Annotated in this window: 23 protein-coding genes; 15 read left to right on the top strand and 8 right to left on the bottom strand. The window is 63.9% G+C overall.

What is annotated here, in order from left to right:
* Positions 1–2 precede the first annotated feature (2 nt).
* Complete coding sequence (locus ACJRPG_RS16535) at positions 3–1,100, bottom strand: carbohydrate kinase family protein (protein ID WP_408001191.1); 1,098 nt, start codon at positions 1,098–1,100, stop codon at positions 3–5.
* Positions 1,101–1,280: 180 nt separating this feature from the next.
* On the opposite strand from ACJRPG_RS16535, the gene xapA reads away from it, so the two are divergent.
* From xapA to ACJRPG_RS16500, 7 genes are all read left to right on the top strand, one after another.
* Complete coding sequence (gene xapA, locus ACJRPG_RS16530) at positions 1,281–2,120, top strand: xanthosine phosphorylase (RefSeq protein WP_408001190.1); 840 nt, start codon at positions 1,281–1,283, stop codon at positions 2,118–2,120.
* Between the two features lie 65 nt (positions 2,121–2,185).
* Positions 2,186–3,379: a phosphopentomutase gene (locus ACJRPG_RS16525; RefSeq protein WP_408001189.1), complete on the top strand. Its 1,194-nt coding sequence runs from the start codon at positions 2,186–2,188 to the stop codon at positions 3,377–3,379.
* Positions 3,376–4,338, top strand: coding sequence for a deoxyribose-phosphate aldolase (gene deoC / locus ACJRPG_RS16520; RefSeq protein ID WP_408001188.1), 963 nt, complete (start codon positions 3,376–3,378; stop codon positions 4,336–4,338). The genes ACJRPG_RS16525 and deoC overlap by 4 nt, the downstream gene beginning before the upstream one ends.
* A gap of 12 nt (positions 4,339–4,350) precedes the next feature.
* Positions 4,351–6,738, top strand: a complete 2,388-nt coding sequence (locus ACJRPG_RS16515) for an aldehyde dehydrogenase family protein (protein ID WP_408001187.1) — start codon at positions 4,351–4,353, stop codon at positions 6,736–6,738.
* Positions 6,739–6,875: 137 nt separating this feature from the next.
* Positions 6,876–8,198, top strand: coding sequence for a thymidine phosphorylase (gene deoA, locus ACJRPG_RS16510; protein WP_408001186.1), 1,323 nt, complete (start codon positions 6,876–6,878; stop codon positions 8,196–8,198).
* A 43-nt stretch (positions 8,199–8,241) separates the two neighbouring features.
* Positions 8,242–8,649 (top strand): cytidine deaminase, encoded by a 408-nt coding sequence (locus ACJRPG_RS16505; RefSeq protein WP_408001185.1) that lies wholly within the window; start codon positions 8,242–8,244, stop codon positions 8,647–8,649.
* A complete protein-coding gene (locus ACJRPG_RS16500; protein WP_408001184.1) occupies positions 8,646–9,866 on the top strand; it encodes a nucleoside deaminase in 1,221 nt (406 codons plus the stop codon). Before ACJRPG_RS16505 ends, ACJRPG_RS16500 begins: the two co-directional genes overlap by 4 nt.
* Here ACJRPG_RS16500 and ACJRPG_RS16495 read toward each other — a convergent pair.
* The 5 genes from ACJRPG_RS16495 to ACJRPG_RS16475 form a co-directional block, all read right to left on the bottom strand.
* Positions 9,845–10,273 (bottom strand): VOC family protein, encoded by a 429-nt coding sequence (locus ACJRPG_RS16495; RefSeq protein ID WP_408001183.1) that lies wholly within the window; start codon positions 10,271–10,273, stop codon positions 9,845–9,847. The two genes, ACJRPG_RS16500 and ACJRPG_RS16495, sit on opposite strands and share 22 nt — an antisense overlap.
* Positions 10,274–10,372: 99 nt before the next feature.
* Complete coding sequence (locus tag ACJRPG_RS16490) at positions 10,373–11,140, bottom strand: LytR/AlgR family response regulator transcription factor (protein WP_408001182.1); 768 nt, start codon at positions 11,138–11,140, stop codon at positions 10,373–10,375.
* Positions 11,137–12,042: a sensor histidine kinase gene (locus ACJRPG_RS16485; RefSeq protein WP_408001181.1), complete on the bottom strand. Its 906-nt coding sequence runs from the start codon at positions 12,040–12,042 to the stop codon at positions 11,137–11,139. The genes ACJRPG_RS16490 and ACJRPG_RS16485 overlap by 4 nt, the downstream gene beginning before the upstream one ends.
* A gap of 2 nt (positions 12,043–12,044) precedes the next feature.
* Positions 12,045–12,296 carry a hypothetical protein gene (locus ACJRPG_RS16480; RefSeq protein WP_408001180.1) on the bottom strand — a complete coding sequence of 84 codons (252 nt, stop codon included), beginning with the start codon at positions 12,294–12,296 and terminating at the stop codon, positions 12,045–12,047.
* A 124-nt stretch (positions 12,297–12,420) separates the two neighbouring features.
* Positions 12,421–12,927: a GNAT family N-acetyltransferase gene (locus tag ACJRPG_RS16475; RefSeq protein ID WP_408001179.1), complete on the bottom strand. Its 507-nt coding sequence runs from the start codon at positions 12,925–12,927 to the stop codon at positions 12,421–12,423.
* 141 nt (positions 12,928–13,068) lie between these two features.
* On the opposite strand from ACJRPG_RS16475, the gene ACJRPG_RS16470 reads away from it, so the two are divergent.
* A complete protein-coding gene (locus ACJRPG_RS16470) occupies positions 13,069–14,031 on the top strand; it encodes a choice-of-anchor A family protein (protein WP_408001178.1) in 963 nt (320 codons plus the stop codon).
* On the opposite strand, the gene ACJRPG_RS16465 is transcribed toward ACJRPG_RS16470, so the two are convergent.
* Both ACJRPG_RS16465 and ACJRPG_RS16460 read right to left on the bottom strand, forming a co-directional pair.
* On the bottom strand, positions 13,994–14,599 hold the full coding sequence (locus ACJRPG_RS16465; protein ID WP_408001348.1) for a TetR/AcrR family transcriptional regulator: 606 nt from the start codon (positions 14,597–14,599) through the stop codon (positions 13,994–13,996). The genes ACJRPG_RS16470 and ACJRPG_RS16465 overlap by 38 nt on opposite strands.
* A gap of 22 nt (positions 14,600–14,621) precedes the next feature.
* Positions 14,622–16,088 (bottom strand): aminotransferase-like domain-containing protein, encoded by a 1,467-nt coding sequence (locus ACJRPG_RS16460; protein WP_408001177.1) that lies wholly within the window; start codon positions 16,086–16,088, stop codon positions 14,622–14,624.
* A 178-nt stretch (positions 16,089–16,266) separates the two neighbouring features.
* Here ACJRPG_RS16460 and aptA point away from each other — a divergent pair, with 178 nt between their 5' ends.
* The 7 genes from aptA to hydA are packed head-to-tail and all read left to right on the top strand — an operon-like array spanning position 16,267 to position 25,826.
* Complete coding sequence (gene aptA, locus ACJRPG_RS16455; protein ID WP_408001176.1) at positions 16,267–17,583, top strand: omega-aminotransferase AptA; 1,317 nt, start codon at positions 16,267–16,269, stop codon at positions 17,581–17,583.
* Between the two features lie 31 nt (positions 17,584–17,614).
* Positions 17,615–18,730, top strand: a complete 1,116-nt coding sequence (ald, locus tag ACJRPG_RS16450) for an alanine dehydrogenase (RefSeq protein ID WP_408001175.1) — start codon at positions 17,615–17,617, stop codon at positions 18,728–18,730.
* Positions 18,731–18,745: 15 nt separating this feature from the next.
* Positions 18,746–20,248 (top strand): CoA-acylating methylmalonate-semialdehyde dehydrogenase, encoded by a 1,503-nt coding sequence (locus ACJRPG_RS16445; RefSeq protein WP_408001174.1) that lies wholly within the window; start codon positions 18,746–18,748, stop codon positions 20,246–20,248.
* A gap of 21 nt (positions 20,249–20,269) precedes the next feature.
* The gene (locus tag ACJRPG_RS16440) at positions 20,270–21,637 is read left to right on the top strand and encodes an NAD(P)-dependent oxidoreductase (RefSeq protein ID WP_408001173.1); all 1,368 of its coding nucleotides are present in this window, start codon (positions 20,270–20,272) and stop codon (positions 21,635–21,637) included.
* The gene (gene preA, locus ACJRPG_RS16435) at positions 21,637–22,926 is read left to right on the top strand and encodes an NAD-dependent dihydropyrimidine dehydrogenase subunit PreA (protein ID WP_408001172.1); all 1,290 of its coding nucleotides are present in this window, start codon (positions 21,637–21,639) and stop codon (positions 22,924–22,926) included. Before ACJRPG_RS16440 ends, preA begins: the two co-directional genes overlap by 1 nt.
* Positions 22,927–22,950: 24 nt before the next feature.
* Complete coding sequence (locus ACJRPG_RS16430; RefSeq protein ID WP_408001171.1) at positions 22,951–24,435, top strand: NCS1 family nucleobase:cation symporter-1; 1,485 nt, start codon at positions 22,951–22,953, stop codon at positions 24,433–24,435.
* Positions 24,432–25,826: a dihydropyrimidinase gene (gene hydA, locus ACJRPG_RS16425; protein WP_408001170.1), complete on the top strand. Its 1,395-nt coding sequence runs from the start codon at positions 24,432–24,434 to the stop codon at positions 25,824–25,826. The genes ACJRPG_RS16430 and hydA overlap by 4 nt, the downstream gene beginning before the upstream one ends.
* The last annotated feature ends 14 nt before the right edge of the window (positions 25,827–25,840 follow it).

Below are 25,840 nucleotides of genomic sequence, written 5' to 3'. Positions count from 1 at the left end.
GTCTAGTCCTGTTCTGTGGCGGTGGCAAACAGCCCGGGCGTCAGGGCGGGGGACACGGTCTGGCTGCTCTGCAGTGTAAGCGAGGCGGCGTGCAGGCCGCGCTCGCAAGCGAGTGTGAGGTCGGCGGCGCCCTGCGCCAGCGTCCAGCAGATGGCGGCCGAGAAGGCATCGCCCGCGCCGGTGACGTCCACCACGTCCACATCGTGGGCCGGCAGCCATTGCAGGTCGCCCGGAATGGTGTGGTACACCCCGGCCGCGCCGCAGGTAACGATGATGTCCTGCGCGCCCTGGGCCTGCAGGCTGCGGCAGGCTTCCCGCACGTCCGCCTCGGTGGGCAGGGCGCGGCCGGCGCGCGCTTCCAGTTCGCCGCGGTTCAGGATCAGCAGGCGCAGGCCGCGCAGGTCCTGCGGCAGGCGCGCCATCTTGGGCTGCGACACAGCCACCAGCACCAGCGGTACGCCGCTGTCCCGGGCATCCGACAGCAGCAGGGCAATGGAGTCCAGCGGCAGGTTCAGGTCGGCCACCACCAGCGAGGCGGCATTGCGCTGTGGCTGGCGGCTGGCGATGAACTCGGGCGTCAGCTGTTCGTACAGCGCCATGTCGGCCAGTGCCACCACCATCTCGCCGCCCGCATCCAGCACGGCGGTGTAGGTGCCGGTGTGCGTGTTGGGGAGGCGCAGTGTGCCGCTCATGTCCACGCCCGCCGCTTCGGCATAGGAGCGCAGCGCCTGGCCGGCGGCATCGCTGCCCAGCGCCGTAATGAGCGCGCAGGGCATGCCCAGCCGCGCAATGTTCTCGGCGATATTGCGCGCCACGCCGCCGAAAGTCTCCTCGGCGGAAGCGGGATTGGAGGTGCCCATCTGCAGCGGGGCGGCGGGGCGCAGCTTGCGGTCCAGGTTGGCCGCGCCGAGGCAGAGCACCGGGCGCTCGTCCGGCAGCACGTAGGCGCGGCCCAGCAGGCGGCGCTCGCGGATCAGGCTCGCCACATGGCCGGCCACGGCGGAACGCGACAGGCCGAGCTGGTCCGCCATCTCCTGCTGCGAGATGAAGGGATTGGCGCGAATGAGCTCGTAGAGCTGCTCTTTTTTCGTGATAAACATTTGTTGCTTATGCTAGACACTTGTTTGGCGGCTGTCAAACCCGCATTCCTACTATAATATTCGGCCATTTATACAGCGCGCATATAAATGGCGAAGAAAAATGGTATTTGCCATACATATAGCGAATAAGGCATATTGCGGCATCGCGAAATCCATTCCAAAATCCAGAACGAGGATCCCATGTTCACCAACACCCCATTCCAGGCCGCCGATATCATCCGCTCGCGCATGCCCGCGAACTTCCAGCCGCGCCTCGCCATGATCCTGGGCTCCGGCCTGGGCGTGCTGGCGGAGCAGATGACGGATGCCGTGACCATCGGCTTCGACGAGCTGCCGGGCTTCCCTATCTCCACCGTGCATGGCCATGCCGGCCAGATGGTGATCGGCACACTGTCCGGCGTGCAGGTGGTGTGCCTGAAGGGCCGTGGCCACTTCTACGAAGGCTACGGCATGGGCGTGATGACGAGCGCCATCCGCACCCTCAAGCTGCTGGGCTGCGAATTCGTGTTCGTGACCAATGCCGCCGGCTCGCTGCGTCCGGAAGTGGATGCGGGTTCGCTGGTGGCGCTGACCGACCATATCAATTTCCTGCCGGGGAGCGCGATGATCGGCCCGAATGACGAACGTTTCGGCCCGCGCTTCTTCAGCATGGCCAATGCCTACGATGTGGACCTGCGCAATCTGCTGAAGGATACCGCCGCCTCCAATAACATCACGCTGCATGACGGCGTGTACATCGCCTATCCGGGCCCGAACTTCGAGACCCCGGCCGAGATCCGCGCCTTCGGCCGCCTGGGCGCCGACGTGGTCGGCATGTCGGTGGTGCCGGAAGTGGTGCCGGCCCGCCACTGCGGCCTGAAAGTGGTGGGCGTATCCGTGATTACGAACCTGGCGGAAGGCCTGTCGCCGTTCCCGCTGTCGCACGAACAGACCCTGAAGTACGCAGCAGTGGGCGCCGAAAGCCTGATCAAACTGATCCTGGCCTTCCTCGCCAACGTGGCGAAGACGCCAAAAGCCTGAAAACTGATTGCGCGTGCGGGCGGCGCGGCCGTCCGGCGCGCCGAACCTGACAAACGAGACTGACCATGTCACGCGCATTTATCCTCCTGCTCGATTCCTTCGGCCTCGGCGCAACGCCGGATGCCGATAAATACGGCGACAGCGCCGCCAATACCTTCGGCTCCATTGCCGCCTGGGCGGCCAAGGAAGGCAAGCCGATGCAGCTGCCGACCATGGAGAAACTCGGCCTCGCGGCCGCGGCGCATATCGCCAGCGGAAAGTGGGCCGAGGGCTTCAGCATGCGCGAAGGCTTCACCGGCGCCTACGGCGCGGCGCGCGAACAATCCACCGGCAAGGACACGCAGAGCGGCCACTGGGAAATCGCGGGCGTGCCAGTTACCTACGACTGGGGCTATTTCCCGAAGAGCGTGCCGTCCTTCCCGAAGGAACTGACCGACAAGCTGCAGGAACTGGGCAAGGTGCCCGGCTTCCTCGGCAACTGCCACGCTTCCGGCACCACCATCATCGACCAGCTGGGCGACGAGCACGTGGCCAGCGGCAAGCCGATTCTCTATACCTCCGCCGACTCGGTGCTGCAGATCGCCGCGCATGAGGAGAGCTTCGGCCTGGAGCGCCTGTACGAGCTGTGCGAAATCGCCTATGAGCTGGTGAAGCCGTACAACATCGGCCGCGTGATCGCGCGCCCCTTCCTCGGTGCGAACGGCAAGTACAAGCGCACCGCCAACCGCCACGACTACGCCGTGCCGCCGCATGCGCCAACGCTGCTTGACCATGTGAAGAACGAAGGCGGCGAGGTGATCGCGCTCGGCAAGATCAGCGATATCTACGCTGCGCAGGGCGTGAGCCGCGTGCTGAAAGGCCCGGACAACATGGCGCTGTTCGACCGGCTGCTGGAAGCCGAAGCGGGAGCGGGCGACAAGTCGCTGACCTTCGTGAACTTCGTCGACTTCGACATGCTGTTCGGCCACCGCCGCGATGTGCAGGGCTACTCGCAGGCGCTGCACGAACTGGATGCGCGCCTGCCTGAATTCATCGGCAGGCTGAAGGAGGGCGACCTGGTCGTGATTACCGCCGACCATGGCTGCGATCCAACCTCGCCGGGTTCCGACCATACGCGCGAACATATCCCGGTGATCTTCTTCGGCCCCGGCGTGAAGCCGCGCGCGCTCGGCATCTCCCCTACCTTCTCCGATATCGGCCAGACCATTGCACACCACCTCGGCGTGAAACCACTTTCCAACGGAACCAATCTTTTATGAGCTCTCCCGCAGACTTCAAGCGCAACGAGGCCCAGGGCCTCGACCTGGGCTGGCTGAACCACATCCACGTCAACAAGGCCGCAGCCGACCGCCGCGCCGCATCGCTGGCGAACCGCCGCACGGTGAAGAAGGAATATCAGGCAGCATGGCTGGTCAAGGCCATCGAACTGATCGACCTGACCACGCTGTCCGGCGACGACACGCCGGGCCGCGTTGAGCGCCTGTGCATGAAGGCCATGCGCCCGCTGCGCACCGACCTGGTGGAAGCGCTGGGCCTGCAGGAGCGCAATCTGATGACCGGCGCCGTCTGCGTGTATCACGAGATGATCCGCCACGCGGACAAGGTGCTGAAAGGCCGCCTGCCGATTGCCGCGGTGTCCACCGGCTTCCCGGCCGGCCTGACGAATATGGAAACCAAGGTGCGCGAGATCGAACTCTCCGTGGCCGACGGCGCGAAAGAGATCGACATCGTCATCACCCGCCAGCACGTCCTGACCGGCAACTGGCAGGCGCTGTACGACGAAATGCTGGCCTACCGCCAGGCCTGCGGCGAAGCGCACGTGAAAGCCATCCTGGCAACGGGCGACTTGGTCACGCTGGAAAACGTGGCCAAGGCATCGTGGGTCTGCATGATGGCGGGCGCTGATTTCATCAAGACCTCGACCGGCAAGGAAGGCGTGAACGCCACCATCCCGGTATCGCTGGTGATGGTGCGCGCGATCCGCGAATACTACGAGCAGACCGGCTTCATGGTCGGCTACAAGCCTGCGGGCGGCGTGAGCACCGCCAAGGCGGCGCTGCAGTACATGACCGTGATGAAGGAAGAACTGGGCAACGAATGGCTGGAACCCCACCTGTTCCGCATTGGCGCGTCCAGCCTGCTGACCGACATCGAGCGCCAGCTGGAGCACTACGTGACCGGCAACTACTCCGCCGCCCACCGCCACGCGCAACCATAAGAAGACATCGCCATGCCAACTATTAACGAGATCCTCAACACCATGGACTACGGCCCTGCACCAGAAAGCCAGAAAGAAGCGCAAGCGTGGCTGGAGCAGCGCTCCCGCAAATTCGGCCTCTTCATCGACAACGCGTGGACCGAGCCGGGCGAACTGTTCGCCTCCAACAATCCGGCGGATGGTTCGCAGCTGGCCGAACTGACGCAAGCCACGGCCGACGATGTGAACCGCGCCGTGGAAGCCGCGCGCCGCGCGCAGCCGGGCTGGCAGGCGCTGGGCGGCGGCGGCCGTGCACGCGTGCTGTACGCGATTGCGCGCCTGATGCAGAAGCATTCGCGCCTGTTCGCCGTGCTGGAAACGCTGGACAACGGCAAGACCATCCGCGAAACGCGCGATGCCGACCTGCCGCTGGTGGCGCGCCACTTCTACTATCACGCAGGCTGGGCCCAGCTGCAGGACGAAGAGTTCGCAGGCCACCGGCCGGTGGGCGTGGTTGGCCAGATCGTGCCGTGGAACTTCCCGCTGCTGATGCTGGCATGGAAAATCGCACCGGCGCTGGCGGCAGGTAACACCGTGGTCTTCAAACCGGCTGAGTTCACGCCGCTGACCGCGCTGCTGTTCGCCGAAATCTGCGTGCAGGCCGGCGTGCCGGCGGGCGTGGTGAACATCGTCACCGGCGACGGCCGCACCGGCGAAGCGCTGGTCAAGCACGAAGGCATCGACAAGCTGGCGTTCACCGGGTCCACCGAAGTGGGCCGCCTGATCCGCGAAGCCACCGCAGGCAGCGGCAAGAAGCTGTCGCTGGAACTGGGCGGCAAATCGCCATACATCGTGTTCGAAGATGCGGACCTCGATGCGGCGGTTGAAGGCCTGGTCGATTCCATCTGGTTCAACCAGGGCCAGGTCTGCTGCGCCGGTTCGCGCCTGCTGGTGCAGGAGTCGGTGGAAGAGCGCTTCCTGAAGAAGCTGAAAGCGCGCATGGATAACCTGCGCCTTGGTTCGCCGCTGGACAAGTCGATGGATATCGGCGCGCTGGTCGACCCGATCCAGCGCCAGCGCATCCACGGCCTGGTGGAATCGGCGCGCGCCGAAGGCTGCGAGATCTATCAGCCGCAGGCCTGCGAAATCCCGGCGACGGGTTCGTGGTTCCCGCCGACGCTGATCACCGGCGCCTCGACTTCCGCTGCCGTGGCCCAGGCTGAAATCTTCGGCCCGGTGCTGGTGGCGATGAGCTTCCGCACCCCGGCGGAAGCCGTGCAGCTGGCGAACAACACCGTGTACGGCCTGGCCTCCTGCGTATGGACCGAAAACATCTCGCTGGCGCTGGACGTGGCGCCTGCCATCAAGGCCGGCGTGGTGTGGATCAACACCGCCAACCAGTTCGACGCAGCCTGTGGCTTCGGTGGCTACAAGGAATCGGGCTACGGCCGTGAAGGCGGCAAGGAAGGCATGTACGAATACCTGGTGCCGGTGTCGGAAGACGCACGTCCTGCCGCACCGGTATTCGAGAAGCCGGCGAAAGCCAAGGCCGCACCGGCCGCCGCCACCGACCCATTCGCCATCGACCGCACCGCCAAGCTGTACATCGGCGGCAAGCAGGCCCGCCCTGACGGCGCCTACAGCCGCGCGATCCACGGCGCGGACGGCAAGTTCATTGCCGAAGTGGGCGAGGGCAACCGCAAGGACATCCGTAACGCAGTCGAAGCCGCGCACAAGGCCACCGGCTGGACCAAGGCCACGGCGCACAACCGCGCGCAGGTGCTGTACTACATCGCCGAAAACCTGGCGGCGCGCGGCGAAGAATTCGCCGCCCGCATCGCCGCGCAGACCGGCGCGAAGAATGCGGAAAAGGAAGTGCAGGCATCGATCGAGCGCCTGTTCTACTGGGCCGCGTGGGCCGACAAGTACGACGGCCAGGCGCACCAGCCGCCGATGCACGGCATCACGGTGGCGCTGAACGAAGCGATCGGCGTCATCGGCATCGTGTGCCCGAACGAGAACCCGCTGCTGGGCTTCATCTCGCTGGTGGCGCCTGCGATTGCCGTGGGCAACCGCGTGGTGGCGGTGCCGTCGGAAGCCTATCCCCTGTCGGCAACGGACCTGTACCAGGTGTTCGATACGTCGGACCTGCCGGGCGGCGTGGTGAACATCGTCACCGGCAGCGCCGACGAACTGGCGCGCACGCTGGCCTCGCACTCCGACATCGACGCCATCTGGCGCCATGACGGTTCGGCAGCGGGCTGCGCGGAAGTGGAGAAGCTGTCGGCAGGCTCGCTGAAGCGCACCTGGACCGGCGGCGCCAAAGGCCGCGACTGGTTCAGCGTTACGCAATCCGCCGGCCGCACGGTCCTGCAGCACGCCACCCAAGTCAAAAACATCTGGATCCCCTACGGCGTCTAACGCCGAGCCCGTGTCCACCCTGGGGTCAGGCACCCATGTGGACACAGGCTCAACTATGTAGCACTTGAGCTCGTGTCCACCTTGGTGCCTGACCCCAAGGTGGACACGGGCTCAACAGCTTTGAAAGCGAGAAGAATATGTACCTGCCACAAGAAATCATCCGCAAGAAGCGCGATGGCGGCCATCTGAGTGCCGATGAGATTCAGTTCTTTGTTCGCGGCATCACCGATAACAGCGTGAGCGAAGGCCAGATCGCGGCGCTGGCCATGGCCGTCTATTTCAACGGCATGAATATGGACGAGCGCGTGGCCTTCACGCTGGCCATGCGCGATTCCGGCGATGTGCTGGAATGGAAATCGCTGAACCTGCCCGGCCCGGTCATGGACAAGCATTCCACCGGCGGCGTCGGCGACGTGGTCTCGCTGATGCTCGGCCCGATGATCGCTGCCTGCGGCGGCTTCGTGCCGATGATCTCGGGCCGCGGCCTCGGCCATACCGGCGGCACGCTCGACAAGTTCGACTCCATCCCCGGCTATTCCACCGTGCCCACCAACGAGAAATTCCGCGAAGTGGTGCGCGATGTCGGCGTGGCCATCATCGGCCAGACTTCCTCGCTGGCGCCGTCCGATAAACGCTTCTACGGCATCCGCGATGTGACCGCCACCGTGGAGTCGGTCGCCATGATTACCGGTTCCATCCTGGCGAAGAAACTTGCCGCCGGCCTCGATGTGCTGGCGATGGATGTGAAAGTCGGTTCCGGCGCCTTCATGCCGAGCTTCGAAAAATCGGTGGAGCTGGCGGAGAGCATCGTCGCTGTCGGCAATGGCGCAGGCACGCTCACTTCCGCGCTGCTGACCGATATGAACGAATCGCTGTCGCCATGGGCCGGCAATGCACTGGAAGTACGCGGCGCGATCGATTACCTGACCGGCAAGCACCGTCCCGCGCGCCTGCATGAGGTGACGATGGCGCTGTGCGCCGAGATGCTGGTGCTGGGTAAGCTCGCCGCCACGGAAACCGAAGCGCGTGCCAAGCTGCAGGCAGCGCTGGACAGCGGCGAAGCCGCCAGCCGTTTCGCGCGCATGGTCACGGCACTGGGCGGCCCCTCCGACCTGGTCGAGAATATGGACAAACACCTGGACAAGGCGCCGGTTATCGTTCCGGTTCCGGCGCTGCAGAGCGGTTATGCCACCAGCACGGATTGCCGTGGCATCGGCCTCGCCGTAGTCAGCCTCGGCGGCGGCCGCCGCCGCCCAAGCGACGCTATCGACTTTGCCGTCGGTCTGACCGATCTGGTCGAGCTCGGCCAGAAGATCGAGAAGGGCCAGCCGCTGGCCGTGGTGCACGCCCGCACCGAAGCCGCCGCGCAGCAGGCTGTCGCCGAAATCCAGGCCGCCTACCGCCTGGGCGACGCCGCGCCAGCCGCCAACCCCATCGTCTACCGCACCATCCGCCCATAAGTGTTGCAATTTAATTGGGGTCTGACCCCGATTAGGAAATTACATGACTAACGACAAGTTGATTGAGGAAGCGAAGGCGGCGCGGCTGAAGGCTTATACGCCGTACTCGAACTTCAAGGTGGGGGCGGCGCTGCTCACCAATGACGGCAAGATCTTCCACGGCTGCAATGTGGAGAACGCTTCCTACGGCCTCTGCAATTGTGCCGAGCGTACCGCCCTGTTCAGCGCCTTCGCTCAGGGTTACAAGCAAGGCGATTTCGCGAAGCTGGTGGTGGTGGGCGAGACCGATGGGCCCATCGCCCCCTGCGGCGCCTGCCGCCAGGTGATCCTGGAGCTGGGCGGCAATGAGCTGCCCGTCGTGCTCACCAACCTCAAGGGCGATGTCTTCGAAACCACCGCCGCCGCACAACTGCCCAACGCCTTCGGCGGCCAGGATCTCAAAAAGAAGTGAAGAAGTATATCGACGTTCAGGCCGCAGTCGCCGTTGCGGCGGCCGAGGCCATTGCAGCGAAGACGCAGGGTACCTTCGGCGTCGGCGGCGTGATGCTCGACCAGTTCGGCACCGTGCTCAAGGCGCTGCATAACAACGTCATTCGCGATGGCCTGATTTACGACCCCACCGCCCACGGCGAGCGCCAGCTTATCGACTGGTATTTCGCTGAACGCGCCAAGGGCCGTGAACTGCCGCCGCCGCAGGAAATCACCATCGTCACCTCGCTCGATCCCTGCTGCATGTGCACCGGTGCGATCCTGGCCGCAGGGTTCAACGTGGTGGTGGCCGCGCAGGACCGCAATGCCGGTATCAATCACGACGGCAGCGCGCAGTTCCCCTCGCTGCCGGAACGCCTGCGCGAACAGGCGCGCGCCATCTTCGCTTATCCTGCGGTGCTGGGCACGTCCTCCTATTCGCGCAAGAGTGCGGGGGCCGCGCCCAAACCTTCCTTCATCGGCAAGACCATCGCCGAGCCGACGCAGGCTTTGTGTTCGCTGGTGTTCGAGGCCACCACCGAGAATGTGATGGACCTGTTCAAGCAGGATCCCCCGCGCAGCCAGCTGAAAGACCCTACCACGCTGCCGGAAGACCACGCCATCGTGCGCGCCCTGAAGCGTGCCTGTCCGGACGCGCTGACCTACCGCAGCGCACCGCAAAAGCCGGATGCCGGCCTCGCACCCTACCTGGTGCAGGCGATGCAGCGCGACCGCAGCAACGGCGGCGCAGGCAATGCAGTGGCGCTGCTGGACAGCTTCGGCAACCTGCTGCTGTGCTGCCACGGCCGCATCAAGCAATCCGGCATCCGCAGCGCCTTCATGGAGTGCACGCGCGCCTATGCGCAGCTGCGCTACAAGCTGATGCACAATGCCAGCGCGGAGCAGCAGCAGGAGGTGCGCCGTTATCTGGGCCACCCGAAGGACGGTACTTTTGTGTTCGCACTCGGCCCGGACGACAGCGCGCAGAGCTTCATGGATCTCGGCGCCTACGGTTCAACGCTGGAGGGCCCGCTGCCGGACGATAATCCGGCCCAGTTCCAGTACGTGCTGCCCGTGATGCCGGCGCAGCAGCTGCATGCGCAGTGCGAAGCGCTGCCGCCGTTCTACCGCAATGTGGTGAAGGTACGCCCGGTGCAGGTAAGCGACCAGGCGCTGGTTCAGTCGGTCCAGGGATCGTAAGTCCCGATACTCCACACATGGCCTTCCGGGTCGCGCAGCGTGAAGCCCCGGCCGCCGTAATCTTCATCCTTCAGTTCCATCAAAATCGGCGCGCCGGCCCGCACGGCGCGTGCATGCACGGCGTCGGCGTCGTTTACCACCAGGTAGATGGACTGCGTCACGCTCAGGCCGATCTCGGCCGGCTGCTTCATCAGGCGCCCGTATTCGGTGTCGAATATGGAGCCGAGCATCACCATGCCGTTGCCGTAGGAGAGTTGTGCATGGGCGATAGTGCCGTCGTCGTTCGGCACGACGAGGTTGCGTTCGAACCCCAGCGTGGTGCACAGCCAGTCGATTGCGGCCGGCGCATCACGGTAGCGCATGCAGGGCATCACGGTGGCGATGGTGTTTTTCGGTGTATTCGACATGCTTTTCTCCCTGATTCATGGGTGGTATCGGGAACAGCGAATCACCAATATAGACCAGCGCCGTAGCGGTATCAAGCAGTGTCAGGCATGCGTGGGGGGTTACATTTGCTGGAATAAATGAGTGTTGCCGCGGCTGACTTCCAGCTCTTCCTTCGAATTCCGCACCCGCACCATCTGGCGCCCGCGCAGGTCGCGCGACACTTCGGCAATCGCATCCACCCGCACCAGGGTTGAACGGTGGATGCGCCAGAACTCGTTGGGGTCGAGTTCGTCTTCCAGTTCCTTGAGCGTTTTCCGTATCAGCACTTCGCCCTCGGCGGTCTGCACCCGCGTGTACTTCTCGTCCGCGCGGAAGTAGAGGATTTCCTTGGTGCTGATCATGCGCAGGCTGTTGCCTACCTGCGCCTGGATCCAGTGCAGGTAGTCGCGCTGTTTGGCGGGCGGCGCGCTGTGCGACAGCAGCTGCGACAGCTGGCGCTCGATGTTGCTGGGCCGCTTGCCGACGCGCGCCTGCAGCCGCGTGCAGGTGGCTTTCAGGCGTTCGCCGCCTGCCGGCTTGAGCAGATAGTCCAGCGCGCCCTGTTCGAAGGCTTCGATGGCGTACTGGTCATACGCGGTAATGAAAACGATATGGCAGCGGTTGAACAGCATGCGCGCCGCTTCGATGCCACTCATGCCGGGCATGCGGATGTCGAGGAACACAATGTCCGGCTGGTGCTGCCCGGCGAGGGCAATGGCTTCGATGCCGTTGGCCGCTTCCGCCACGATCTCCAGCTCCGGCCAGCATTCCTGCAGCCGTGCGCGCAGCATGTCGCGCATCGGTTCTTCATCGTCCGCAATCAGGGCGGTGGCGTGCGGATGGCTCATGGCTTCTGTCCCGCAAAGATATCGGGTGCGAAAGGCACGCGAATGGATGCGCGGCAGCCGCCTTCCATCGGCGTTTCGATCAGCAGTTGGGCGCGCGTGCCGTACACCAGTTTCAGCCGTTCGCGCACATTGTTCAGGCCCACGCCGTCGCCTGCATAGAGGTTGAAGCCCACGCCGTCGTCCTGCACGTCCACCTGCAGCATATTGCCGTTGGCGGCGGCGCGGATATCGATGCGGCCGCCCTCGATCTTCGGTTCCAGACCGTGCTTGATGGCGTTCTCGATCAGGATCTGCAGCATCATCGGCGGGAAGGTGGCGCTTTCCAGTTCCGGCGGCACGTCGATCGAGACGGCCAGGCGCGACTTCATCCGCGCCTGCATGATGGCGAGGTAGGAACGCGACAGCACGATCTGCCGCCCCAGCGTGCCGCTGCCGCGTGCGCGCATCTGCGGCAGCGTGGAGCGCAGGTATTCGATCAGGTGGGTATGGATCTTTGCAGCCTGCGGCGGATCGGTTTCTATCAGCTGGCCGATCAGCGCCAGGGTGTTGAACAGGAAGTGCGGCTCCACCTGCGCCTGCAGTGCGGCCATCTGCGCTTCCACCAGCTTGCGTTCCAGCGTTTCGGTATCTGCCTGCGCGGATGCGGCGCGCGCCTCGATCTCCGCCTTGCGCTTGCCGCCGGCAAGCACCTTCAGGCCAAGGGAAATCAGCACGAAGGCTGCTGCCTGTTCCGGCATCAGCACCGGCGTGCAGCCGAGCAGCAGCACCAGCACCCAGGTCACGGCCAGCTGGCGCATCGGCACCTGCGCCAGCCAGTCGAAGAACTGCCACCACAGCGAGCTGGCGGTATCGCCGACTTCGCGGACGAAGCCGATGGCGTTCTTTGTGCTGCCGGCGGACATGTTCACTCCTGCGGCGTGCGTGGAAGGTGCTTAACGCCGAAGGCGCCCACAATCACTTTCACCAGCATGAAGCAGACGAAGAGCGTGAAGGCCAGCGGCAGGATGGCGACCAGCAGCGCGAGCATGATGCACAGGGCCAGCAGCGTTGGCCACGGCATGCGTTCAACACGCTTCAGCGCGGCGCGGCAGGTGCGCAGCACGGCATCGGCTGCATCATTCAGGCGCTCGGAAAAAGTGGGGTTGATGGTTTTCATGGCTTGCTCCTTGGTAATCGATGGTGTGACTGTACCAAGCGGCTTCCGCCGCGGGTACTGCTTTCCGATAAAGCGTCGATTCCGGGGGCTGATCTGTGGTGTGTGCGGACGAATGGCGTGCAGTTCAGCGCGCTGCCTGCCAGTCGGCTTTGAGCAGGCCAAAGATGTCGCTGTCGCAGACCTCGCCGTTCACGATCCAGCGTTGCCGCAGCAGGCCTTCCTTGCGGAAGTGCAGGCGTTCCAGCAGGCGCGCCGAGGGTTCGTTGCGCGGATCCACGTCCGCTTCAATACGGTTCAGGCCCAGCGTGTTGAAGGCGTAGTCGATCATCGCGGGCAGGGCTTCCTGCATATAGCCTTTGCCCCAGTGCGGACGCGCCAGCATATAGCCGATTTCGCAACGGAGATTTTGCTTGTCGAAGGCGCGCAGCGTGACGAAACCGTTCATGGCGCCTTCGATCTCGATGGCCAGGCGCAGGTAGTCGCCTTTTTCGTAACCGGCGAGGATGGCGGCCAGCGATTCCTCCGCCTGCTGAATGGAAGTCCATGCGCTGCTGCTGCCATAGCGCATGGCGCCGGGATCGGACATCAGGCGATACAGCGCCGGCAGGTCCATTTTGGTGATAAAGCGCAACTTTATGCGGGGGCAGGGTAGTTCGAACGGAAGAAAAGAGGGCATTTTGTTCAGAAATGTGGTTTTTGCTCAGGACAAACGATTGCCGAGGGTTAATTGATGATATCCTCTCGGCTGATCATTGTATTGTTGGAAATTATGATGTCAAAGTTGCTAAAAGTCACGATACTTGCCGGTGCACTGGTTTCGGCCCTCGCCCATGCAGATACGCTGGACCTGGGTTTCATCAAGGGAGCGAACGTGTTCAGCCTTGGTGACTTCCGCTCGTCCGGTTCGGACGTGGAGGGCGCCGTTATTGCAGCAGGCAATGTGACTGTCTCTAACTATTCCTTCAATGCAAAAAATGACGACGCATTCGGCGGCTACGCACTGGTGGCCGGCGGAAACCTGAACTATACGAGCGGCTCCATCAACAACGGCAACTGGTATGTGGCGGGCACCACCACGCTCACTTCCTTCGGTGCCACCGGCGGCGCGGCCGCTGCGGGCGCGCCGGCAGGCCTCGACTTCAATGCGATGGCCGCCACGGCGCGTAATGTTTCCACTTCGTTGTCCGGTGTCGGGAAAACCGGCGCCGCGACGACGCAGTGGGGCGGCCTGTTCCTCACCGGTACCAACAGCCAGGTGGAAGTCTTCGACCTCACGGGCCAGACGCTGCAAGGCGTAAGCTGGATGAATGTGAGCGGCCTGAATGCGGGCGCTACCCTGATCTTCAACGTCAGCGGCGCCGGTCCGGTGACGATGAGCGGCGGCTTCGACGCCTTCAGGAACTACAACGTGCTGTTCAACTTCTATGAAGCCAGCACTGTGAACTTCAGCAATATCGGCCTGGATGCGAGCGTGCTGGCGCCGGAAGCCACCATCACCGGCGGCGGCGTCATCACGGGCAGCGTCATCGCGGGCAACTGGGCGGCGCAAACCCAGGTCAATACCGGCAACGCCTTCGAGGCCGCCAATGTGCGCGGTTTTGCGCTGAGTGTGCCGGAACCGAAGCCTTGGGCCATGGGCCTGATCGGCCTCGCCCTCATCGGTTTTGTCGGCAGCCGCCGGCGCAACACCGATGTGGTCAAGTTTGCGCCACCGCCGCAAGAACCATCCGAATAATCGTTTCCTCTGCGGCGTCGAAATCGCGCCGCGTCAGCTCCTTGCGGCCCAGCACCAGCGTCATCTGGGCCGAGAAGTCCGCATAGGATTGCGTCATCGCCCAGATGGCGAACAGCAGGTGCGTTGCGTTCACGGGCGCGATGCGGCCCGCGGCGATCCACTGTTCAAATACCTCGATATCGCGCCGCAGCAGCGGCACCACGCGCTCGCGGATCTGCGGGCCGTAGACCTGTGCGCCTCCGATCACCTCCATCGCATACACGCGCGAAGCTAATGGCTGCTCGCGCGAGAAGCGCAGCTTGGCCTGGATGTAGGCGCGCAGCAGATCCTGCGGCGATTGGGCGGGATCGGCAAGGCTGGCCATGCGTTCCAGCCAGTCGTCCAGCACATTGTCCAGCACCCTTTCGTACAGCGCCTGCTTGGTGGGGAAGTAGTACATCAGGTTCTGCTTCGACAGGCCCGCGTTCTCCGCGATGACGGCAATCGACGCGCCCTCGTAGCCGCATTCGGCGAAGGTGCGCACGGCTTCGGCGAGGATGTCCGCTTCGAGGCGGTCGCGCTGGAGCATGCGGCGCGAAGCGCTGCTGAATTTAGCCACGGCCGCTCCTTATCGACTGGAAGAAAGCCTTGAGCTGCGGCGCGTCCGTATAGGCCACGTTGAAGCGGAACCAGACGGTGTCGCTGGGCCGCAGCATGAAGAATTCGTTTGGCGACAGCAGGATGCCCGCCTTCAGCGCCAGGTCTGCAATGGCGCGGCCGTTCCATTCCGCCGTGGGTGCTGCTGGCCAGCCCGCGCTCACGAACATGCCGCCGCGCGGTTTTGCGATGGGCGCCATGCCCACCTCGTGCAGCGCTTCGATGCTGCGTTCGCGGCCGGCATCGAGCTGGGCGTGCAGCTTCTCCACCATGCGTTTGTAGGGCCGCGCCGTCACCGCGTGGTAGACGGCGCGCTCGTTGACTTCCGAGGTGGTGAGGCCGGCCAGCATCTTCACGCGCACCAGTTCCGGCAGCAGGGAAGCGGAGGCGCAGATGGAGCCCACGCGCAGCACCGGCGACAGCGTCTTGGAGAAGCTGCCCACGCGGATCACGCGCCGCAAGCCGTCCATCGCCGCCAGCGAGGCTTCGCCGCGCGGCGTGAGCTCGCGGTAGATATCGTCTTCCACCAGCCAGAAATCGAACTGCTCGGCCAGCGCGAGCAGGCGGTGCGCCTGCGCCTGCGTGAGCGAGGTGCCGAGGGGATTCTGCAGCACCGTGTTGACGAACATGAGCTTGGGCTGGGCCAGCGCGGCCTGTTCGGCCAGGTAATCCAGGTCGAGGCCCTGTTCGCGGCGCGGAATGCCGACCACATTGCAGCCATGGTGGCGGATCAGCGATAGCAGGTTGCTGTAGCCGGGATCTTCCACGAACACCGTGTCGCCCGGCTTGGTCAGCGTACGCAGGATCAGGTCGAAGGCGTGTGTGGCGCCATGGGTGAGCAGCACCTGTTCCGGCTCCACCGGCAGCAGCTCGTCGCTCAGCGTGGACGCAAGGTGCTGGCGCAGGCTGGGAAAGCCGAGCGGGTGGCCATAGCCGCGCAGGCGGTTGGCGGGAATGCGCATGGCCTGGCGCACCGCGTCCAGGATCGTGTCCTCGCCATACCATTCGGGCGGCAGCCAGCCCGCGCCCACCGGCAGCGCGTCCGTCACGCCGGAATACAGCTCCGGCGTGAGGGCGTCGACGGCCGCTGGGCTGGTCGCCATCGCCGGCAGCAGCTGGGCAGGAATCTCGTGGCGCGCCACGTAGTAGCCGGAACCGCGGCGCGAGGACAGCAGGCCGAGCGTTACGAGCCGGTCGTAGGACTCCACAACTGTAAAGGTACTGATGCCATTACACTTCGCGAATTGCCGTACGGAAGGCATTTTCGTGCCAACCCGTAATTCCTTGCTCGCCACCATGTCCGTGATGGCGGCCACGATCTTGTCCACCAGGCTGCCCTTGCGGGCGCGTTCCAGCTGCAGAACGGGCCAGCCGGCCGTGCCGAACGTACTTTGATCGGGCGCAAAGCCCTGTCTGTCCATCGTTGACTCCGTTCGCCCGCGGGCAGGAAACTGTAGTGTTTTTGAGACCTGTACGGTTGGAATGTTTTGCTGATTGTGTATATGTGCCATAGTTAAGGCGCTGTCTATTATTGCATCATCATTTTGCCAACCGGTAAAGTTTTTTTACGAGCCGTCAAAAAGCTCCCAGGAGAAATGTATGAATGAATCCCGGCCAGCATCGATGTCCGCTTTCTGGATGCCGTTTACGAATAACCGCGACTTCAAGGCCAGCCCGCGGCTGCTGGTTTCCGCGGAAGGCAATTACTACAAGGATGTGGACGGCAACGCCATCCTCGACGGCACGGCAGGCCTGTGGTGCGTACCTTGCGGCCACGCACAGCCCAAGATCGTTGCCGCCGTGCGCGAGATGGTCGGCCAGCTCGATTTCGCGCCCACCTTCCAGATGGGCCATCCGGCAGCTTTCGATCTCGCCGACAAGCTGATGGAATACACGAACAATCGTTTCGGCCACGTGTTCTATACGAACTCCGGCTCCGAGGCGGTGGATACGGCGCTGAAGATGGCGCTGGCGTATCACAAGGCGCGCGGCGAAGCGAGCCGCACCCGCCTGATCGGCCGCGAGCGCGGCTACCACGGCGTGGGTTTCGGCGGCATCTCGGTCGGCGGCATTGCGGGCAACCGCAAGCCTTACGGCGTGATGCTGCCCGGCGTCGATCACCTGCCGCACACGCATAACCTGGAAAAGAACGCCTACACGCGCGGCGAGCCGGAACACGGCGCCAACCTCGCGGATGAACTGGAGCGCATCGTGGCGCTGCATGACGCGTCCACCATCGCCGCCGTGATCGTGGAGCCGGTGGCCGGTTCCACCGGCGTGCTGATTCCGCCCAAGGGCTACCTCAAGCGCCTGCGCGAGCTGTGCACCAAGCACGGCATCCTGTTGATCTTCGATGAAGTGATTACGGGCTTCGGCCGCCTCACCACGCCCTTCGCCGCCGACTACTTCGACGTCGAACCGGACATGATGACGACCGCGAAAGGCCTCACCAACGGCACCATTCCGATGGGCGCGGTGTTCACCAAGCAGTTCGTGTACGACGCCTTCATGGATTCGCCGGCCGGCATTGAACTGTTCCACGGCTATACCTATTCCGGCCACCCCGTGGCATGCGCCGCCTCGCTGGCCACGCTGGAAGTGTTCAAGGAACAGAAGATCCTCGACCACGCTGCCGGCATCCAGGACTACTGGGCCGATGCAGTGTATTCGCTGAAAGGCCTGCCGCATGTGATCGACCTGCGCGTGATCGGCCTGATCGCCGGCATCGAGCTGGCGCCGATTGCGGGCAAGCCCGGCGCACGCGCCTACGCGGCGTTCAAGAAAGCTTTCGCGGACGGCATCCTGATCCGCGTGACTGGCGACATCATCGCGCTGTCGCCGCCTCTGGTCTTCGAGAAAAAACATATCGATGAACTGTTCGGCAAACTTACCAAGGTGCTGAAAGAACTGGAGTAGAAAAGCGCGGTAACAAAATGAGGAGACAACCATGCTCGTAGGCGTACCGAAGGAAATCAAGAATCAGGAGTCCCGCGTTGGCCTTACCCCGGCCAGCGTCAAGGAACTGACTCTGCGCGGCCACCAGGTCCTGGTGCAACAGAATGCCGGCGCAGCCATCGGCTTGACGGACGAGATGTATGCCGGTTCCGGCGCCACCATCGTCGATACCGCGCAGGAGATCTTTGCCCGCGCCGACATGGTGGTGAAGGTGAAGGAGCCGCAGCCGCAGGAATGCGCCATGCTGCGCGAGAACCAGATCCTGTACACCTACCTGCACCTGGCGCCGGACCCGGAACAGACCAAGGCGCTGGTGGCATCGGGCGCCATCTGCATTGCGTATGAAACCATTACCGGCGCTGGCGGCGGCCTGCCGCTGCTGGCGCCGATGAGCGAAGTGGCGGGGCGCATGTCGATCCAGGCCGGCGCCGCCCACCTGGAGAAATCCAAGGGCGGCATGGGCCTGCTGCTGGGCGGCGTGCCGGGCGTGGCGCCGGGCCATGTGGCGATTATCGGCGCCGGCGTGGTTGGCACCAATGCGCTGCAGATTGCCGTGGGCATGGGGGCGCGCGTAACAGTGCTGGACAAGAACGTGGACCGGCTGCGCCAGCTTGATCTCGTGTACGGCAATCGCATCCAGACCATGTATTCCAATGCGCACAATATCGAAGACGCGGTGCTGGATGCCGACCTCGTGATCGGCGGCGTGCTGGTTCCCGGCGCGGCGGCGCCGAAGCTGGTGACGCGCTCGATGATCGCGCGCATGAAGCAGGGCGCGGTGGTGGTGGATGTGGCCATCGACCAGGGCGGCTGTTTCGAAACCTCCCATCCCACCACGCACGAGAACCCGACCTTCGTGGTGGACGGCGTGGTGCACTACTGCGTGGCGAACATGCCGGGCGCTGTTGCCCGCACGTCCACCTTCGCACTGAACAACGCCACCATCAGCCATGCCATCGCGCTGGCCGACAAGGGCTGGAGCAAAGCAATGCGGGACAACCCGCACCTGAAAAACGGACTGAATGTGTGCCGGGGCCAGGTCACCTATGAAGCGGTGGCCCATGCCCTTGGCTATTCCTATGTACCGGCCGACAGCATGCTGGCCTGAACCCTTGAGAACACCATGAGCAATCTCGATACCATTACCCACTTCATCAACGGCAGCAAGGTGGACACGCTGAGCGGCCGTTATGGCGACGTATTCAACCCTGCGCTGGGCGAGCCGGTGGCCCGCGTGGCGCTGGGCACGGCGGAGGAAGTGGATGCGGCAGTGAAGGCGGCGGAAGCGGCTTTCCCTGCATGGTCCAACACGCCGCCGCTGACGCGTGCGCGCGTGCTGTTCCGCTACCTGCAGCTGTGCCAGGAGCATACCGACGAATTTGCGGCGATGCTGACGCGTGAGCACGGCAAGACCTTCGCCGACGCGCAGGGCGAAGTGGCGCGTGGTATCGAGATCGTGGAATTCGCCTGCGGTATTCCGCAGCTGCTCAAGGGGGAGTTCACCGACCAGATCGCGCGCGGTATCGATGCCTGGTCGATGCGCCAGCCTCTGGGCGTGGTGGCGGGCATCACGCCATTCAATTTCCCGGTGATGGTGCCGATGTGGATGTTCCCCATCGCCATCGCTTGCGGCAACACCTTCGTGCTGAAGCCTTCGGAGCGCGATCCTTCACCATCGCTGCTGCATGCGCGCCTGCTGAAGGAGGCAGGCTTGCCGGATGGCGTGTTCAACGTGGTGCAGGGCGACAAGGTCACTGTCGATGCCCTGCTGGAGCATCCGGTAGTGCAGGCGGTGAGCTTTGTCGGTTCTACGCCGATTGCCGAATACATCTACGCCAAAGGCAGCGCGAGCGGCAAGCGCGTGCAGGCCCTGGGCGGCGCGAAGAACCATATGGTGGTGATGCCGGATGCGGACATGGAGATGGCCACCGATGCGCTGATCGGCGCCGCCTTCGGTTCCGCCGGCGAGCGCTGCATGGCGATCTCGGTGGTGGCAGCGGTGGGCGATGCAGGCGACAAGCTGATTGGTGCACTGGAAAAGCGCACTGCCGCACTGAAAGTACGCGACGGCATGGCTGCCGATGCCGAAATGGGGCCGGTAGTCACGGCCGCCGCCAAGCAGCGCATCGAGCGCCTGATCGGCGAAGGCGTGGAGCAGGGCGCAAAGCTGGTGGTGGATGGCCGCGGCTACAAGGTGGAAGGCCGCCCCAATGGCTTCTTCGTCGGCGGCACGCTGTTCGACCACGTCACGCCGGATATGACGATCTACAAGGAAGAGATCTTCGGCCCTGTGCTCTGCGTGGTACGCCTGCCGGACGTGGCCAGTGCCGTGGACCTGATCAACCGCAATGAGTACGGCAACGGTGTTGCCGTCTTCACGCGCGACGGCGGCGTGGCGCGCGAGTTCGTGCGCCAGATCCAGGTCGGCATGGTCGGTGTGAATGTTCCGCTGCCGGTGCCGATGTCCTTCAACAGCTTCGGCGGCTGGAAGCGCAGCCTGTTCGGCGATCACCACGCCTACGGCCCGGAAGGCGTGCGTTTCTACACGCGCCACAAGGCTGTCATGCAGCGCTGGCCGAATACAGCCAGCGCTGGCGCAGAATTTGCATTCCCACAGATGAAGTAAATAACGCTCAGGAACGGGACCATGATCGAGTCACTCAAACATATGCCGCAGCCAAGCGCCACGAGCACAGAGCTCGCATCGCATTTCACCGACCTGGCGCCACCGTTGAACGCGCGCCAGGCCGCCATTGAAAGCGCCCGCTGCCTGTATTGCTACGATGCGCCATGCACCCGCATCTGTCCCTCGGAAATTGATGTGGCGAGCTTTATCCGCAATATCCACGACAGGAACATCAACGGCGCGGCGCAGGGCATCCTGAAGCAGAACATCCTTGGCGGCAGCTGCGCGCGCGTCTGCCCGACGGAGATCCTGTGCGAGGATTCCTGCGTGCGCAATCATGACGCGGAAGGCCAGCCGGTGAAGATCGGCCTGCTGCAGCGCTATGCCCTCGACAATATGAGCATCGAAGGCCATCCTTTCCAGCGTGCGCCGTCCACCGGCAAGAAAATCGCGGTTGTGGGCGCCGGTCCCGCCGGCCTCTCCTGCGCGCACCGCCTGGCAATGCTGGGCAACGACGTGGTGATTTACGAAGCGCAGCCGAAAGCGGGCGGCCTGAATGAGTACGGCATCGCCAAGTACAAGCTGACCGGCGATTTCGCGCAGAAGGAAGTGGAGTTCCTGCTGGGTATCGGCGGCATCGAAATCCAGTACGGCCGCAAGCTTGGGGAAAACCTGCACCTGAAAGACCTGCATGCGCAGTACGATGCCGTCTTCCTCGGCCTGGGCCTTGGCGCCAGCCGCCAGCTTGGCCTGACCGGCGAGGATGCGCCGGGGCTGATGGCGGCGGTGGATTACATCGCGGCGCTGCGCCAGGCGTCCGACCTTTCCGCATTGCCGGTGCCGAAACGCGCCATCGTGATCGGTGCTGGCAACACGGCCATCGATATGGCCGTGCAGATCCAGCGCCTCGGCGCGGAAGAAGTAACGCTGGTCTATCGCCGTGGCTTCGAGGCCATGAGCGCGACTCAGCACGAACAGGACATTGCCAAGGCCAACCAGGTGCGCATGCTCACCTATGCGCAGCCGCAGCAGGTGCTGCTCGACGATGCAGGCCGCGTGCGCGGCATGCGCTTCGAGAAAACCATGCTGGAAGCGAACCGCCTGGTCGGCACCGGCCAAACCTTCGAGATTGCAGCCGATGCCATCTTCAAGGCGATCGGGCAAACCATGGAAGCCGCATCGCTGGCCGACCCGCTGGCCGTGGTGCTGAAGCGCGACGGCGACAAGATTCATGTGGACGCACAGTTCCGCACCGTGCTGCCGGGGATTTATGCCGGCGGCGACTGCGTGGCGCCGGGCCAGGATCTTACCGTGCAGGCGGTCCAGCACGGCAAGCTCGCCGCACATGCGATTCATACCGACATCCAATCGAAAGTGGAGGCTGCATAATGGCTGATCTGAGCATCAACTTCTGCGGCATCAAATCGCCGAATCCTTTCTGGCTGGCGTCCGCTCCGCCAACCGACAAGGCCTATAACGTGATCCGCGCTTTCGAAGCAGGGTGGGGCGGCGTGGTGTGGAAGACGCTGGGCGAAGATCCGCCGGCCGTCAATGTTTCGTCGCGCTACTCGGCCATCTACGGCAAGAACCGCGAAGTCATCGGCTTCAATAATATCGAGCTGATTACGGACCGCAGCCTTGAAATCAACCTGGAAGAAATCACGGTGGTGAAGAAGGCCTGGCCGGACCGCGCCATCGTGGTGTCACTGATGCTGCCGTGCGAGGAGCACTACTGGGCCGATATCCTGCCGAAAGTAGAAGCGACCGGCGCGGACGGCATCGAGCTGAATTTCGGCTGCCCGCACGGCATGCCGGAGCGCGGCATGGGCGCGGCGGTGGGCCAGGTGCCGGAATACGTGCAGAACGTGACCGCATGGTGCAAGAAGCACACGAAGCTGCCGGTGATCGTGAAACTCACGCCGAACATCACCGACATCCGCTGGCCGGCGCGGGCCGCGCAGGCAGGCGGCGCGGATGCGGTCTCGCTGATCAATACCATCAACTCCATCACATCGATTGACCTGGACCGCATGGTGGCGCTGCCGACCGTGGGCACCGCCAGCACGCACGGCGGCTACTGCGGCACGGCCGTGAAGCCGATCGCGCTGAACATGGTGGCCGAGATCGCGCGCGATCCGCAGACCAAAGGGCTGCCGATCTCCGGCATCGGCGGCATCAACAACTGGCGCGACGCGGCCGAGTTCATCGCGCTGGGCGCGGGCTGCGTGCAGGTCTGCACGGCTGCCATGCTGCACGGCTTCCGCATCGTTGAAGAGATGAAGGACGGCCTGTCGCGCTGGATGGATGCGAAGGGCTACAGGACGCTGGCGGACTTCTCCGGCAAGGCGGTGCCGAACACCACGGACTGGAAGTATCTCGACATGAACTACAAGGTCGTGGCGCAGATCAACCAGGATGACTGTATCAAGTGCGGCCGCTGCTACGTGGCCTGCGAGGACACTTCGCACCAGTCGATCTGGCAGCTGGTGGATGAAGCAACCGCCGTGCGCACCTACCAGGTGAATGTGGAGGAATGCGTGGGCTGTAATCTTTGCGAAATTACATGTCCGGTGCAGGGTTGTATTACCATGGTTCCGCAAGCCACCGGCAAGGGTTATATGAACTGGACCCAGGACCCACGTAACCCGCGTGCCGAGAAAGTCACCGAAGCAGCCTGACACACCACCCCCAGGAGAGCCGCAGTGAGCAAAGACCTGAACGGCAGTACCGAGTTGTGGAATGAAGACCTTGCACCAACCAGCGCCGCGCAACGCACCTGGCGCTGGTATCACTTTGCGGCGCTGTGGGTTGGCATGGTGATGTGCATTCCGGCCTATACGCTGTCGGCCTCCCTGATTGAAGGCGGCATGTCCGGCTACCAGGCCGTGCTGACCGTCTTCCTTGCCAACGCCATCGTGCTGCTGCCGATGCTCGCCATCGGCCATGCGGGCACCAAATACGGCATTCCCTACGCGGTGCTGGCGCGCGCGTCATTCGGCACCTCGGGTGCGCGGCTGCCCGCGCTGATGCGCGCCATCGTGGCCTGCGGCTGGTACGGCATCCAGACCTGGTTTGGCGGGCAGATGATCTACACCCTGATGGGCGTGCTGCTGGGAGGTGAAATCGGCGGGGAGAAGATTGCGGGCCTTGGCATCAACCTGATGCAGCTGCTCTGCTTCCTCGCATTCTGGGCCATCCAGTTCTGGTACATCGTGCATGGCATGGATTCCATCCGCAAGCTGGAAACCTATACGGCGCCGCTGAAGATACTGATCTGCTTCGTGCTGCTTGGCTGGGTGTACCAGAAGGCAGGCGGTTTCGGCCCGCTGCTGGAGCAGCCATCGCAATTCGTTGAAGGCGGCGCGAAGGCGGGCCAGTTCTGGCAGGCCTTCTGGCCTTCACTGACTGCGATGGTGGGCTTCTGGGCCACGCTGGCGCTGAACATCCCCGACTTCACCCGTTTTGCGAAATCGCAGCGCGACCAGCTGGTAGGCCAGTCGGTCGGCTTGCCTGTCCCTATGGGCCTGCTGGCTGCGCTCGCGGTGATCGTCACCTCAGCCACCATCGTCCTGTATGGCAAGGCGATCTGGGATCCGGTGGACCTGGCGAGCCGCATGACCAGCGCCGCTGTGCTGATCGCGCTGATCATCCTGCTGATCGACACGGTCAGCGTGAACCTCGCGGCCAACCTGGTCGGCCCGGCTTATGATTTCTCGGCGCTGGCGCCACGCCTGATTTCCTACCGCACCGGCGGCTACATCACTGCCGCCATCGCGCTGGCCATGATGCCGTGGAAGCTGCTGGAAACCACGCAGGGCTATATCTTCACCTGGCTGATCGGCTATTCGGCGCTGCTGGGCCCCATCGCGGGCGTGCTGATTGTCGACTACTACTTTGTGCGCAGGACGGAATTGAGCGTCGAAGAACTCTACCGGGAGGACGGGCAGTATTCCTACCGCAATGGCTGGAACATGGCGGCGCTGGTGGCCTTCGTTTTCGGCGTGCTGCCGAATATTCCCGGCTTCCTGAACGCCGCATTCCCGTCCGCCTTCCCCGATGTAGGCGAGGGCTTCAAGACTATCTATACCTATGCGTGGTTTGTCGGCATAGCCATTTCGGCGCTGGTGTACGGCATCATGATGAAGGCCAGCCCGGCGCGCAGCGCAGAATTAAGGAGAGCTTCATGAGCATCATCATTCGTGGCGGTACCGTCGTTAATGCCGACCGCGCGTTCAAGGCCGATGTGCTGTGCGAGGGCGACAAGATCGTCGCCGTCGGCAGCGGCCTGCAGGCGCCGGCGGGCGCACAGGTCATCGACGCCGCCGGCCAATACGTGATGCCTGGCGGGATCGACCCGCACACGCATATGAACCTGCCTTTCATGGGCACCGTTACCGCCGACGATTTCTACACCGGCACCGCCGCGGGCATGGCGGGCGGCACCACCACCATCATCGACTTCGTGATTCCGAATCCGCAGCAATCGCTGCTTGAAGCCTACCACCAGTGGCGCGGCTGGGCGAAGAAGGCCGCGGGCGACTATACCTTCCATGTGGCGATCACCTGGTGGTCGGACCAGGTGCATGAGGAGATGGGGGAGCTGGTGCGCAATCATGGCGTGAACAGTTTCAAGCACTTCATGGCCTACAAGAACGCCATTATGGCGGATGATGAAACGCTGGTGCGCAGCTTCCGACGTTCGCTCGAACTGGGCGCGATTCCTACCGTGCACGCGGAGAACGGTGAGCTGGTCTACCAGCTGCAGCAAGACCTCATCAAGCAGGGACTCACGGGACCATCGTCCCATCCGCTGTCGCGCCCTCCCGCCGTGGAGGCGGAAGCGGCCAACCGCGCCATCGCCATCGCCAATGTGCTGAATACGCCGCTGTATATCGTGCACGTGTCCTGCCAGGAGTCGCTGGAAGCCATTACGCGGGCGCGCGCAATGGGCCAGCGCGTGTACGGCGAAGCGCTGGCCGGGCACCTGCTGATCGACGACAGCGTCTACCAGAACCCGGACTTCGATTTCGCAGCGGGCCACGTGATGAGCCCTCCCTTCCGCAGCAAGGAGCACCAGCGCGCGCTGTGGCACGGCCTGCAGGGCGGGAACCTGCACACCACGGCCACCGACCACTGCACCTTCTGCGCCGAGCAGAAGGCAGCCGGCAAGGACAACTTCGCGAAGATTCCAAACGGCTGCGGCGGCGTGGAAGACCGCATGGCGGTGATATGGGACGAAGGCGTGAACAAGGGCCTGCTCACGCCATCCGAATTCGTGCGCGTGACCTCGGCCAATGCGGCGCAGATCTTCAATATCTATCCGCGCAAAGGCCTCGTTGCCGCCGGGGCGGATGCCGATATCGTGGTGTGGGACCCGGCCGCAACGCGCACCATCTCCGCCAAGACCCAGTTCGCAAAGGGCGGCTTCAATGTGTTCGAAGGCCGCACCGTGAAAGGCATTCCTGCCACCACCGTGGCCGCGGGCAAGGTGGTGTTCCACCGCGGCGAGCTGATGGCCGTGGAAGGCGCGGGCCGCCATATCGACCGCCCGGCCTTCCGGCCCGTAACGGCAGAATGATTCAGGAGCAGATG

This window comes from Pseudoduganella rhizocola (assembly GCF_045984285.3).
Classification (GTDB): Bacteria; Pseudomonadota; Gammaproteobacteria; order Burkholderiales; family Burkholderiaceae_D; genus Rugamonas.
Note: the sequence above shows the minus strand (reverse complement) of the source record. Positions and strands in the feature narration are given on the sequence as shown.